Source organism: Microbacterium sp. Z10_103, assembly GCF_058310455.1.
The window spans coordinates 1,142,328-1,155,250 of sequence record NZ_JBZEGK010000001.1 but is presented as its reverse complement, the minus strand read 5'-3'; the positions used below and the strand labels follow the sequence as shown (position 1 = coordinate 1,155,250).

General features: G+C 69.7%; 13 protein-coding genes. 4 read left to right on the top strand and 9 right to left on the bottom strand.

Annotation, left to right across the window (positions count from 1 at the left end; genetic code table 11):
* Positions 1–66: 66 nt before the first annotated feature.
* The 4 genes from AC4FS2_RS05400 (at position 67) to AC4FS2_RS05385 (ending at position 2,875) form a co-directional block, all read left to right on the top strand.
* Complete coding sequence (locus AC4FS2_RS05400) at positions 67–540, top strand: NfeD family protein (RefSeq protein WP_491153049.1); 474 nt, start codon at positions 67–69, stop codon at positions 538–540.
* Positions 537–1,616, top strand: a complete 1,080-nt coding sequence (locus AC4FS2_RS05395) for an SPFH domain-containing protein (RefSeq protein ID WP_491153051.1) — start codon at positions 537–539, stop codon at positions 1,614–1,616. The genes AC4FS2_RS05400 and AC4FS2_RS05395 overlap by 4 nt, the downstream gene beginning before the upstream one ends.
* On the top strand, positions 1,613–2,389 hold the full coding sequence (locus AC4FS2_RS05390; RefSeq protein WP_491153052.1) for a glycerophosphodiester phosphodiesterase family protein: 777 nt from the start codon (positions 1,613–1,615) through the stop codon (positions 2,387–2,389). Before AC4FS2_RS05395 ends, AC4FS2_RS05390 begins: the two co-directional genes overlap by 4 nt.
* Positions 2,390–2,494: 105 nt before the next feature.
* On the top strand, positions 2,495–2,875 hold the full coding sequence (locus tag AC4FS2_RS05385; RefSeq protein ID WP_491153054.1) for an RNA polymerase-binding protein RbpA: 381 nt from the start codon (positions 2,495–2,497) through the stop codon (positions 2,873–2,875).
* 49 nt (positions 2,876–2,924) lie between these two features.
* On the opposite strand, the gene lnt is transcribed toward AC4FS2_RS05385, so the two are convergent.
* From lnt to AC4FS2_RS05340, 9 genes are all read right to left on the bottom strand, one after another.
* Positions 2,925–4,460 (bottom strand): apolipoprotein N-acyltransferase, encoded by a 1,536-nt coding sequence (gene lnt, locus AC4FS2_RS05380; RefSeq protein WP_491153056.1) that lies wholly within the window; start codon positions 4,458–4,460, stop codon positions 2,925–2,927.
* A 39-nt stretch (positions 4,461–4,499) separates the two neighbouring features.
* Positions 4,500–6,986, bottom strand: a complete 2,487-nt coding sequence (locus AC4FS2_RS05375) for a DEAD/DEAH box helicase (RefSeq protein WP_491176537.1) — start codon at positions 6,984–6,986, stop codon at positions 4,500–4,502.
* Positions 6,983–7,744 carry a twin-arginine translocase subunit TatC gene (tatC, locus tag AC4FS2_RS05370; RefSeq protein ID WP_491176535.1) on the bottom strand — a complete coding sequence of 254 codons (762 nt, stop codon included), beginning with the start codon at positions 7,742–7,744 and terminating at the stop codon, positions 6,983–6,985. The genes AC4FS2_RS05375 and tatC overlap by 4 nt, the downstream gene beginning before the upstream one ends.
* 72 nt (positions 7,745–7,816) lie before the next feature.
* On the bottom strand, positions 7,817–8,065 hold the full coding sequence (gene tatA, locus AC4FS2_RS05365) for a Sec-independent protein translocase subunit TatA (RefSeq protein ID WP_491176533.1): 249 nt from the start codon (positions 8,063–8,065) through the stop codon (positions 7,817–7,819).
* A 74-nt stretch (positions 8,066–8,139) separates the two neighbouring features.
* Positions 8,140–9,111 carry a helix-turn-helix transcriptional regulator gene (locus AC4FS2_RS05360; protein WP_491153064.1) on the bottom strand — a complete coding sequence of 324 codons (972 nt, stop codon included), beginning with the start codon at positions 9,109–9,111 and terminating at the stop codon, positions 8,140–8,142.
* On the bottom strand, positions 9,108–10,037 hold the full coding sequence (locus AC4FS2_RS05355; RefSeq protein ID WP_491155639.1) for a helix-turn-helix transcriptional regulator: 930 nt from the start codon (positions 10,035–10,037) through the stop codon (positions 9,108–9,110). Before AC4FS2_RS05355 ends, AC4FS2_RS05360 begins: the two co-directional genes overlap by 4 nt.
* A gap of 126 nt (positions 10,038–10,163) precedes the next feature.
* The gene (locus AC4FS2_RS05350; RefSeq protein WP_491176531.1) at positions 10,164–11,111 is read right to left on the bottom strand and encodes an FKBP-type peptidyl-prolyl cis-trans isomerase; all 948 of its coding nucleotides are present in this window, start codon (positions 11,109–11,111) and stop codon (positions 10,164–10,166) included.
* A gap of 9 nt (positions 11,112–11,120) precedes the next feature.
* Positions 11,121–12,134, bottom strand: coding sequence for a tRNA (adenine-N1)-methyltransferase (locus tag AC4FS2_RS05345; RefSeq protein WP_491176529.1), 1,014 nt, complete (start codon positions 12,132–12,134; stop codon positions 11,121–11,123).
* Entirely contained in the window at positions 12,131–12,835 is a 705-nt protein-coding gene (locus tag AC4FS2_RS05340; protein WP_491176527.1) for an HAD family hydrolase, read from the bottom strand. The genes AC4FS2_RS05345 and AC4FS2_RS05340 overlap by 4 nt, the downstream gene beginning before the upstream one ends.
* Positions 12,836–12,923: the final 88 nt, after the last annotated feature.

The window sequence follows — 12,923 nt, the reverse complement described above, 5'->3', positions numbered from 1 at the left end:
ACCCTACCAATCCGGGTCCGTGAGAAACGGCGCGTGATACTTTCGACCCACAGGGAGGCGCGCACGATGGAGCTACTCCAGATCATCGAGCAGTGGGCGTGGATCGGCTGGCTGGTCCTCATGCTGATCTTCCTCGTCGTCGAGATGCTCACCCTCGATCTGACGTTCCTGATGCTGTCGATCGGCGGCCTCGCCGGCCTCGGTGCGGACATCCTCGGAGCCCCGCTGTGGCTGCAGGTGATCGCCGCCGCCGCTGTGGCCGCCGTGCTCCTCCTGGCCCTGCGCCCCGCCCTCTTGCGCCGCTTGCACCGCAGTTCGGACACGAGACCGTCGAACGTGGAGGCGCTCCTGGGTCTGGACGGGCGCGTCCTGGCAACCGTCTCGAGCGTGACCGGTCAGGTGAAACTCGCCAACGGGGACGTGTGGACCGCGCGCAGCGAAGGACGCACCGAGATCGAACCCGGCACTCCGGTCCGCGTCGCCCGGATCGACGGCGCCACGGCCTTTGTCCGCCCCCGACCTGAGGAGCTGTCCGAATGACCGCATCAGAGGTCATCCCGGCCGTGATCGGCTGGACGCTGGCGATCGCCGTCCTGATCTTCGTCCTGGTGGTGATCTTCCGCGCCATCCGCATCATCCCGCAGGCCTCCGCCGGTGTCGTCGAACGCCTCGGGCGCTACCACAAGACGCTGCAGCCGGGCCTGAACATCCTCGTGCCGTTCATCGACCGGGTGCGCCCCCTCATCGACATGCGCGAGCAGGTCGTGTCCTTCCCGCCGCAGCCGGTCATCACCGAGGACAACCTGGTCGTCTCCATCGACACGGTGGTCTACTTCCAGGTCACCGACGCGCGCGCGGCGACCTATGAGATCGCGAACTACCTGGGCGCTGTCGAGCAGCTCACCACCACGACGCTGCGCAACGTGGTCGGCGGCCTGAACTTGGAAGAGGCCCTCACCAGCCGCGACAACATCAACGGGCAGCTGCGCGTGGTGCTCGATGAAGCGACCGGCAAGTGGGGCATCCGCGTCGGCCGCGTGGAGCTGAAGGCGATCGATCCGCCGCACTCCATCCAGGACTCCATGGAGAAGCAGATGCGCGCCGAGCGCGACCGCCGCGCCGCGATCCTCACGGCGGAGGGGTCGAAGCAGTCGCAGATCCTCGAAGCGGAGGGGCGCCGGCAGGCGGAGATCCTCAGCGCCGAAGGTGACAAGCAGGCCGCAGTGCTGCGGGCACAGGGTGAGTCTGAGGCCATCCAGATGGTGTTCTCCGCCATTCACGCCGGCGAGCCCGACGAGAAGCTCCTGGCGTACCAGTACCTGCAGACGCTGCCGAAGATCAGCGACAGTCCCTCGAGCAAACTGTGGATCATCCCCAGCGAACTGACCGAGGCGCTCAAGGGCATCGGCGACGCGTTCGGCGGGCGTCACTCCGAGCCGGGCGGGCCCCGTGCTCCGCGCGCCCCCAAGCCCCCCGCCCCGTCGCCGGGCACCGATGAGGCGCTCGCTGCGGCACGGGAGGCTGCGTCGGCCGCGGACGACATCGCGGCCGAGGCCCGGTCGACCCTTCCCGCAGGGGCGGGCGACCTCGAATCAGGGCGGCCCGCTTCGTCGTGACGCACCCTTATTTCCGCGGCGCCGCACGGCCGCGGGTCCTGGCACACCGTGGGCTCGTGACCGCGGATGCTGCAGCAGCCGGTGTGGTGGAGAACTCCTTCGCCGCCGTGGCCGAGGCGCATGCCGCCGGCGTGGAGTTCGTCGAATCGGACTGCCGCCTCACGGCGGACGGGACGGTCGTCCTGCTGCACGACGAGGACCTGCAGCGCGTCGCCGGCCTCCCCCGCCCGGTCGCGGAGGTGGCGCTGCCAGAGTTGACGGACCTCTTGGCCCCGCGCGGAGGTCTTCTCACCCTCGAGCAGGCGCTGGATGCGTTCCCGACCTTGCGTTTCAATCTGGACGTCAAGGAGGACGGAGCGGAGGATGCCGTGGGGCGGCTGGTCGCTCCGCACGCCGAGCGGGTGCTGCTGACGAGCTTCTCCGACGAACGGCGCCACGCCGCACTGGCCGCCGCCGTACGGCACGGCGCACGGCCCGCGCCCGCGACATCGCCCGGATCGCAGGTACTGCGACGGCTGGTGGCGGCCCTCGCCGTGCGGAGTCGTCGCCGTGCCGACGCTGCCCTCGAGGGGCTCGACGCGCTGCAGATTCCGGAACGCCATCGTCGCGTGCGCGTGCTGACGCCCAGGCTCGTCGAGGCCGCCCACGCCCACGGAATCGAAGTACATGTATGGACCGTCAACGACCCTGCCGACATGCTGCGACTGCTCGACGCCGGGGTGGACGGACTGATCACCGACCGCGCCGATGTGGCCCTGACGCTGGCATCTTGACAGCCCCGCTGAGCATCATCTGTGAATGCCCGGCCGAGGGCAGCCGTTCGGATGGATCGCCCAGGTCAAGACGTTATACCTGAACAGCGACGAGAGGACCTTACAATGGCAGACCGCAGTCTGCGCGGAGTCCGACTCGGCGCCCAGAGCCTACAAAGCGAAGAGGGCGTCGTGTTCCACGACCGCGCACAGCACATCTACACCTGCACGTCCTGTGGACGTGACACGACACTGACGTTCGCCGCCGACGCGGAGGTACCCCCGTCCTGGGAGTGCCGCACCTGCGGAGCCGAGGCTCTGCTGCGCATCGGCGACAACACCGCCACCGTCGACCACAGCGAAGACAAGGCTCCTCGCACCCACTGGGACATGCTGCTCGAGCGGCGCACGCTTCCCGAGCTGGAGGAGCTGCTCGAAGAGCGTCTGGCTTACATCCGCGCCCGCCGCGGTGGTTCCGCCGGGGCGACCGAGAAGATTTCCGCCTGAGTTCACACTCACACCGACGCCGGTCCCCGCGGGGGCCGGCGTCGTCGTTTCAGCGCGAGTGGCCGGCGCGGCGGCCCCGCAGTAGGACGACCAGACCGACGGCGAGGAGCGCGAGCGCACTCCCCCACCCCACGATCGCCTGCACGGCGGAGCCGATCAGCACCGCGGGCGTGAGTCCCTCCCGCAGCGGCACGTCCGTGAGCATCGTCCCCGCCTCGCCGGCCGGCAGCGCGTCGACGACGGCACCGTCGGGCGCGATGACCTGGCTCGTCCCGACGGTGGAGATGTTGACCACGGCGCGCCCGGTCTCGATCGCACGCATGCGGGCGAAAGCGAGCTGCTGAAGGTTCTCGTCGGTGTCGCGGAAGTCGGCGTTGTTGGTCTGGAACACGTAGAGCTCCGCACCGCCGCGGGCCCCCTCCCAGAGGACATCGTCGTAGATGACGTCGAAGCAGATGGCCAAGCCGATGCCGATGCCCCCGAGGTCGACGAGCGGCGGGTTGGTGCCGGGCGTGTACTCGCGGCCGATCAGTCCGACGAGGTCCGGAACGAGCGCTTCGAAGAACCATCGGTCGGGGACGTATTCGCCGAACGGCACGGGATGCGTCTTGTCGTGCACCGCGGCGGGGCCCTCGCCGGCGGTCCAGAGGATCGACGTATTGAAGATGTCCTTGCCCCGTGCGGTGGCGGCGTTCACGAGCAGGGGCGCGTCGACGCGCGCGGCCAGGGCGTCCAGCATCCGCGCGGTTCCCTGATCGGACAGCGGGTCGGCGTCGACGCTTCCCTCCGGCCACACGAGCAGGTCGAGGTTCTCGTCCAGCAGCGGCGAGGTGGCTCCCAGCTGCGCGTTGAGGACGTCGCCCGGGGCGCGCGGGTCGAAGTAGCCGCTGGGCCCGTTGCCCTGGACGCTCCCCACGCGCAGGGATCCGGTGCCCGTGGTCGGGAAGGCAGGAACGGCGAGCAGAACGACGGCGAGGATGGCCACGGGGATGACGGTACGGAGGTCGCGGAATCGTGCGAGCCGCACCCACTCGAGCACCGCGGCGGTGAAGGCCACCATGAGGAACGTCAGCCCGGTCACCCCGACCCACGACGCGAGAGAGGCGAGGGGGCTCTCGGACTGGCTCATTCCGATGCGCCCCCACGGGAACCCCGTGTACGGCCAGGAGCCCATCACGAGTTCCCGCATCGTCCAGAGGCCTCCGACGAGCACGGGGAGCACCACCAGGCGCCCCCACGTCGCCGGGAGGACCCGCGGCAGCCACCGGTACGCCAGCATGATCGGGATGGAGCCGACGGCCCAGAAGACGGTTTCGGCACCGGCGAGGCCGAACCACGGGACGATCCCCAGGTAACGGGTGGTCCACGAGACGTGGACGAACCAGAACGCCGCGCCGAAAACGGAGCCGACCAGCAGCGCGCCGCCGACGCTCCGTCCGATGAGGGAGGCGAGTGCGAACGCTACCCCGACGAAAGCCAGGGGCCACCAGCCGATATCGGGAAAGGCGGCATCCAGAACCAGCCCCCCGACGCCCGCGGTGAGCACCGCAGCCCACAGCGGAAGCAGGGGGCGGTGTCGGGGCACGAATCGACCTTAATCGGGGGATGCTGATCGCGCGCTGTGTCAGACGGTGGAGTAGGCGACGATGCCGCGCCGGACGCCCTCGAGTGCGCGACGCGCGACACCCGCGACCGGCGGGTCGGCGACGAGCGACAGCTGATCGAGCAGGTCGATCGTCTGCTTGGCCCAGCGCACGAAGTCGCCGGCGGCCATGTCGGCGTCCGCGAGGACGCGATCCAACGGCGCACCCCGCGTCCACTGGTGGATGGCGCTGGCCAAACCCGCGGCGATCGGTTCGGTGCCGGGCAGCCGGTGCGCCTGCTCGAGGTCGTCCAGCTCCTGCCAGAGGTTCTCCGTCGCCTCCAGCGCGGGGCGGAACGCCCCGCGAGGCAACCCGTGCTCGCCCGGCCCTGCGTCATCGCGGCGCGGCTCGTAGACGAGCGAACAGGCGATGGCCGCCAACGCCGGGGCGTCGAGGCCGGTCCACAGCCCGCGGCGCAGCGACTCCGCCACGAGGAGGTCGCGTTCGCCGTAGATGCGCCGCATCGTGCGACCGGTCGGGGTGAGACGTGTCGACCCGTCGTCCTCGACGACGACGTAGTGCAACTCGGTGAGCACATCCACCACGCGGTCGAAGATGCGCGCCACCGTGCCCGTGCGCGCCGAGATCTGCGCCCGGATCTTGTCCGTGGAGCGCTTGAGCTTCCAATACCGCTCCGCCCACCGGGCGTGGTTCTCCCGGTCGGGGCAGGAATGGGCCGGATGCCGCTGCATCCGCTTGCGCAGCGACGAGATCTCCCGCAGACGCTTCTCCCGCGTCGCGCGGGACGCGGTGGCGTCGCGCCGATTGAGTTTCTCCGCCTCGGAGAGGTCGCGCCGGATCGCGGAGTACTCGCGGAAGTCACCCCGGTCGCAGGTCATCGCCTGCGCGTATCCGGCGAGTGACTCCTCGGCCTCGCGCACCTGCCGGGCGAGACCCACGACCGCGCGGTCTGCCTGGAACTGCGCGAAGGAGGATTCGAGGATCTCCCGCGCCCGAGCGCGGCCGAACTGGTCGATGAGGTTCACGGCCATGTTGTACGTGGGGCGGAAGCTCGAGTTCAGCGGGTAGGTGCGCCGGGAGGCGAGGGCGGCCACGGCCTGTGGATCCAGACCCTCGGTCCACTGAATGACCGCGTGGCCCTCGACGTCGATGCCGCGGCGTCCGGCTCGCCCGGTGATCTGGGTGTACTCCCCCGACGTGATCGCGACGCGCGCTTCGCCGTTGAACTTCTCCAGTTTCTCCAGCACGACCGTGCGCGCGGGCATGTTGATGCCGAGGGCGAGGGTCTCCGTCGCGAAAACCGCCTTGACGAGTTTCCGCTGGAAGAGATACTCCACGACCTCTTTGAAGGCCGGGAGAAGCCCGGCGTGGTGGGCGGCGACACCCCTCTCCAGGTTGTCGCGCCACTCCCAGAAGCCCAAGACGGCGAGGTCTTCGTCGCGCAACGTGCGGGTACGCTCCTCGACGATCTCGCGGATCTCCCGGCGCTCCTCCGGTGTCGTCAGACGCAGGTTCGCGCGCCGCACCTGCTGCACGGCACCGTCGCAGCCGGCGCGGCTGAAGATGAAGAAGATCGCCGGCAGCAGGTTCGCCCGCCGCAGCAGCTCGACCACGTCCGGCCGATCCAAGCGCTCGATGCGCTGGACGTTCGCCGAGCGGACCGGACGCTGGCCGCCGCGCGGCGGTCGTCGGCCGTGGGGTGCGGTGCCGGCCTGCTGCGCCGACCGGTAGCTCTGCGCGCGCCGGTTGTTCTCGTACGACGCACCGGATCCCGACCGGATGCGCAGAAGCTCCTGGTTGACCTGGGCGGTGGCCACGCCCGCGCGGTCATCGAAGAGGGGAAGCAGGTCGCCGCGCACGAGCACATGCTGCTCGAGAGGGACGGGACGCACCTCCGACACGATCACCTGGGTATCGCCGCGGACGGTGTCCAGCCAGTCGCCGAACTCCTCGGCGTTGGAAACCGTCGCGGAGAGGGAGATGATCCGCACCGAAGCGGGAAGGTGGAGGATGACCTCCTCCCACACCGGGCCGCGGAACCGATCGGCGAGGTAGTGCACCTCATCCATCACCACGTATCGCAGCCCGCGGAGTGCCGACGAGTCGGCGTACAGCATGTTGCGCAGGACCTCGGTGGTCATCACGACGATGCGCGCCGAGGCGTTGATGTTCGTGTCGCCGGTGAGGAGACCGACATCGTCCGCCCCGTAGACCTCGACGAGCTCACGGAACTTCTGGTTCGAGAGGGCCTTCATGGGGGTGGTGTAGAACGCCTTCTCCCCCGGCTCGTTCATCGCCAGGTGGACGGCGAACTCCCCCACGATCGTCTTGCCCGCGCCGGTCGGTGCAGCGACCAGCACGCTACGGCCCTCTTCGAGCGCCTGGCAGGCCGCGATCTGGAAGTCGTCGAGCTCGAATTTCTGCGCCGCGGCGAACTCGACGGTCAGCGGATGCTGCGCCCTCCGGGAGGCGCGCGCGAACCGCTCGGCCGGGCTCGGGTCGCTCACGAGGAGGCCTGCGACGAGAGGAAGGCAGCATCGCGCTTGCGACGGCGACGATCGAAGAGCATCGACACGCCGGCGGCGGCGAAGAACAGCACGACGAGGATGCCCGCGAGCAGCAGCATGCTGATGACATCCGCCGCCGGCGTGGCCAGCGCGGCGAACACGGTCGCCACCAGCACGGCGACGCGCCATCCCTTGATGATCGCCTTTCCGCTCATGACCCCCGCCAGGTTCAACGCGACGAGGAAGACGGGGAGCACGAATGCCACACCGATGACGATGAGGAGCTTGAAGACGAAGTCGTAGTAGTAGGAGGCGTCGTAGAAGGAGACCCCCTCGTTGGGAACGAACGTGTTCATCAGCTCGACGATGTGCGGCATCACGTACAGGCCCACGGCGCACCCCGAGAAGAACAGCGGGACGGCAGCGAGGATGAAGCCGACCGTATAGCGGATCTCCTTGCGGGTCAGCCCGGGCATGATGAACGCCCAGATCTGCCACAGCCACACCGGCGCGGATAGGAGCAGACCGATGGCGAAGGACATCCGCAGTCGCAGGTCGAACGCACTGGTGACGGTCGTGAACATCAACTCGACGCGCGCTTCCTCGTTGTCGGTGGCGGCGATCTGACGGATCGGCTCCGTGATGAGGTGGATCACGGGGTCGGTGATGAAGAACGCCACCGTCATGCCGACGATCAACGCCGCGGCGGCGAACATCAGACGCTTGCGCAGCTCCACGAGGTGCGCGCCCAGCGACATGCGGCGATCACCGCGTCGCGGCGACCGGGGCTGATCCCCCACCCTCGGCGGTTCCGTGGTGACCACGGCGGGTCAGGAGGGAGTGTGGGGCGTCCCGCCGGGCCGGTCCACCGAGACGTTCGATGGAGTGCGCACGTCGGGAACGGCGGGTGCCGACGCCGACTCCGCGGCGTCTTCCTTCTTCATCTCTTTGATCTCGCCACGGAACACACGGGCCGACTGGCCCACGCTCTTGGCCAGGGCCGGCAGCTTCGCCGCGCCGAACAGGAGAAGGATGACAGCGAGGACGATCAGCAAGTGCCATCCGGTTAAGCCGGCCATGAGGTCTCCTCGAGTTCTACGGGAAGCCCCCAGTGTAACCCGCGCACCTGCACGGCGCCCGAGGCGCGACGAGGTTAAGCCTCGGAGCGATACTGCGCCAGCCCGGCCTGGGCCCAGGATGCTGCGGCGCTGCGCGCGGCCGGCGGGTCGAGGATCTCCACCTCACCGCCGCGGCGGGCGGCGAGCCGCTTGAGGCTGTGCTCGTCGGCGACCTGGATGTGTGCGATCGTCGTCGTCCCCGTCGTCTCGGTCCGGGCGCGGTCCAGGTAGTCACCGATCAGCGGCGCGATGGCGGAGGGGAAGCGGATGCGCACGACGACGTCGTTCTCCCCCGGCTCGAACAGGTCGGGCACGGGCTCGGCGCCATGGGTGATCGGAATGTCGGTGAGGGTGAGGTCGCGCACCCGGTCGAGGTGGAAGGTCCGCACCGCTTCGCGCATGTGGCACCACCCCTGCAGATACCACGAGCCGTTGGCGATGTGCACCTTCACGGGGTCCACCGTGCGGGTGGTGGCCGCGGCATCGGGCGCCTTATAGGTGAACGACACCGCGACGCCGCGCCGAAGGGCATCGCCGACGACGTCCCGCACCCCATCGACCGGTCCTGGCGCGACGATGACGTCAGCCGGTGCCGAGGACGCACCGCGGGCGAGCTTCGCGAGCAGCCCGTTGATGAGCTCGCCCGTGCCCACGCCGGGAACGGTGCGTGCCAGCTGCAGGCCGGTGAGGAGCGCGGCCGCCTCGCGCGCGGTGAGTCGGGGCGACCGCTCGAGCCCGACGGAGTTGGTGATCGAGATGATGTCGCGCGCGTCCAGGAGATCCCAGTCGATGTCGAACAGGTCGTTCGGCAGCTGCCAGAACCCGCCGTCACCGGGCAGGCCGATGACCGTGAGCTTCTCCACCATGCCGCGCATCTGCTCGGGGGTCACCTCGAATTCATCGGCCGCCTCGACGATCGACACCTCGCCCTTGCCGATGAGATAGGGCACGAGCTGCAGCATGAGCGCGGCGCGGTCGGTGGCGAGCATCGGTTTACCCGTCGTCATGCGCCACCTCCGTGCAGCGCCAGGGTCGCTTCGAGGCGCCGGATCACCTGCTGGCGCAGCTCCTCCGGTTCGACGACGCGCACCTCGGGGCCGTAGGAGGCGAGCTCGTCGGCGAAGACATGCACATCGACGTACGGCACGCGGATGCCCTGGTCAGCGGGCGTCGCTCGTCGAGAGAGCCTCAGCGCCGCTTCGGTGCCGGGGTGCACCTCCAGGAGCGCGGTCTGGGAGGCCGCGACCGCCTGCAGACCCGACAGCGCCCTCTCCCCCGCTCCGTCGCGCAATGCCGGATCGAATCGGTCCCGGGTCAGTTCGACCTCCCCGACGATGCGAGAAAGAAGGAAGGTGCGATCGGCGTCGATGTTGACGTCGTACCCGAACACATGCCAGCGCGCCTCGTACTCCACCAGCGCAAGAGGGCGGATGCGGCGCGCGCGCGGCGCCGAATCACCGGGGCGCAGGTAGGGGAAGTGAACGACGCGACTCTGCTCGATCGCCGTCTGCAGCGCAGGGAAAGCGGGGTCACGCAGGCTGATCCGCGGGGCGTAGCCGATGATCGGCTCATCCACCGGAATGCCCAGCGCGCGGATCTTGCGGAGCCCGCTACGCGCGTCGGTCGAAAGCGACTCCGACCCCCACACCCCGCCGGCGAGGTTCAGCAGCGCGACTTCGGCGGGCGTGAACGTGATGTCATCCGGCAGCGAGTACTCCGCGGTGGGGACGCGGTAACGCGCCTCACGGAGATCATCCGGGTCGGCGTAGTCCCCGATGGTCTCGATGGGAACCCCGAGCCCGCGGAGGCTCTCCTTGTCGCGCTCGAACATCTTCTCCAGCGCGTCCTTGGATGCACCGGAGTCGACCTGCTCGCGATACCCCGCGACCGAGGACAGGATGGTGTCCTTCGTCAGTCCCTGCTCGGTGGCCATGAGCGCCACGACGAGGTTGACGAGACGCTCCTCAGGAGCGTTCTTCACCGGTCGGATAGGCACTGTGACATCCTACGTTCGCGCCCGTCGGTCGGCCGCGCCTGCGCCGTGGCGGTGTGGCGGGCTTCACCCGTCGATGCCGAGGAGGTCGATCACGTACACCAGCGACGACCCGCCCGGGATCGCGCCCTCCTGCTCGTCACCCGTTCCTTCGCTCGGAGGCAGGACGATGAGCACCTGCGAGCCGACGTTCTGCCCCTCCAGCGCTGACACCACCGCCGCGGGAAGCGTCTCCGGCGACACCGCGGCAGGCGTGGCGCCCCAGGTCGTGTCGAAGACCTCGCCGGTCTCCCAGACGACGCCCGTGTAGTGCACGCGCGCGGTGTCGTCGGCGGTGATCTCGGGGCCGTCACCCTGCTTGAGCACCTCCACGACCACGTCGCTCGGCGGGGTCGCGTCGGGGACGATGATGCCGGGACGCCCGTCGGGCGCGCGCACGACGGTCGGGAGACCGTGACCCTCGGTGAACCGGTCGGCTCCGTCGGCTTTGGGCAGGTACACCTTGCGGACGTCCACGACGGCGACGGCGGACTCGCCCTCATCGAGGCCGATGCTGTTGGCAGCGCCTTCGGCGAGGTCGTCGGGGGCCAGACCCACGACGACCCGCGAGCCCTCGGTCACGCAATCCAAGGCCGTCGCGAGGCCGGGGAAGCCCTGCAGCCACTCCGACACGGTGAAGACCCGCGTCAGGTCCCCGTTGTACGGAGTCGCGATGACCGATTCGCCGGTCTCGCCACTGTTCACGGTGATGTCGAGCACCACGAGCTGGTTCTCGTCGACGATCGCCGGGCCGTCGCCCCGGTCGAGCACCGTCGAGGCGGTCGAGTCGACGTGGAAAGGCGTGCGCACCTGCACCGTGGGTTCGCCGGTTTCCGACCCCGACACATCGACGAGGTCGAGGGCCTCCGCGTTACGGGTGGTGGGGTTGCACGTCGCATCCGACGGGGCCGAGCAGCCGACGAGACCGAAGGCGGCCAGCGCTGTCAGGGTGAGAAGAGCGGGGGTTCTGCGCACCGCAACAGTCTAAGGGGTGGGGTTCTCGCCGCCCCGCTCGGCCGCCTGCCGCACTCCCTCGGCGGCCCGCTGCGCTTCGCGCACGCGTTTGCGGAGGTTCTTGTCCGTGATCTCACGATCCCCGACGGCACCGGGCGTCCAGACCTCCACGTCGTCATCGGCGTACGTGGGCTTCTTGAGCGCGCGACGCCGCACGTCTGGTGGCATCGCGCCGGGCGCCAGGCGGCGCGCGGTGAGAAGGAAGCCGGTGTGCGCGACCATGCGGTGGTCGGGCCGTACGGCCAGGCCCTCGACGTGCCAGCCCCGCACCATGGTCTCGCTCGCCTCGGGCTCGGTGAACAGCCCGGTGCCGCGCAGGTACTCGGCGACGCGGCTGAGCTGCGTGGCCGTCGCGACGTAGCAGAGCACGACGCCCCCGGGGATCAGGGCGTCGGCCACGACGTCGATGCACTCCCAGGGCGCGAGCATGTCGAGGACCACGCGGTCGACGGATGCGGGGGCGACGGTGTCGGGGAGCGTCTCGACGAGGTCGCCGACGACCAGCTGCCACGTCGACGGCTGCGCGCCGAGAGCCGTCTCGACATTGGCGCGCGCCACTTCGGCGAAGTCCTCGCGGCGTTCGAAGGACACCAGGCGCCCCGCGGGGCCGATCGCGCGCAGGAGCCAGAGGGCCAGTGCGCCCGAGCCCACGCCGGCTTCCACGACGACGGCGCCCGGGAAGATGTCGGCCTGCGCCAGGATCTGCGCCGCATCCTTCGGGTAGACGATCGCCGCACCGCGCGGCATCGACATCACGAAGTCGCGCAGGAGCGGCCGCAGCGCCAGATAGTCGTGACCGCCGCTGTTGGTGACGACGCTGCCGTCGGGTTGGCCGATCAGGGTCGCGTGCGGCAGCACCCCGTGGTGGGTGTGCAGCTCGCCGCCCTCGCGCAGGGTGATGGTGTGCAGCCGCCCCTTGGGTCCGGTCAGCTGGACGCGGTCACCGATGCGGAACGGGCCACTCAGGTGCGGGATGTCGGTCATCGTCCTGCCTCCGGGTGCTGCGCCTGCAGGGGCTGTCGCGCGTGCGCGGCGTGGAGCACGCGCAGATCCTCTGTGCTGCGTCCGTCCAGGGTGGGCCACAGCGCGTGCGCGCCCACACCGGTGAGAGAGAGCATCAGCGGCACCCCGAGGGTCACCGCGCCGCTGGCCAGCGCCGCGCGCGCGCCGTTCGGAGAGTCCTCGATGGCGACGGTATCGGCCGGGTCGACCCCGAGCGCCGCGCACGCTTGCAGATATCCGTCGGGATGCGGTTTCGGGCGGGTGGCGTCGTCGCCGGCGATGATGACGTCGAACGCGTCGAAGTCCATGAGGTCGACCACGCTCTGCGCCATCCGGCTGACCGACATCGTCACGAGGGCCGTCTTCACCCCGTTCGCCTTCAGGTCGGCCAGCAGTTCACGCGCACCGGGACGGAACGGCACGCCCGTGGCCGCCAGGCGCGCCATGACGTCATCGGTGAGGTGATCGATGATGTCGGGCACGCTCATCGCGACGCCGGCGTCCTGGAAGATGCGGGCGGAGTCCTCGAGCCCGAGGCCCACGAGCTGTAGCGCTTGCTCGTGGGACCACGTCCCGCCGAACCGTTCCACGAGAGGGGATTCGGCCGCCATCCAGTACGGCTCGGTGTCGACGAGCGTGCCGTCCATGTCCCACAGGACAGCGGCGAGCCGGGGCGAAGTCATCCGTCCATCGTAACCAGGAGGGCCGCGCCCCCGCCGCCGCCCCCGGCCCGGTCACAGCCCGATGCGCCTATCCTGGAGTGATCGCAGC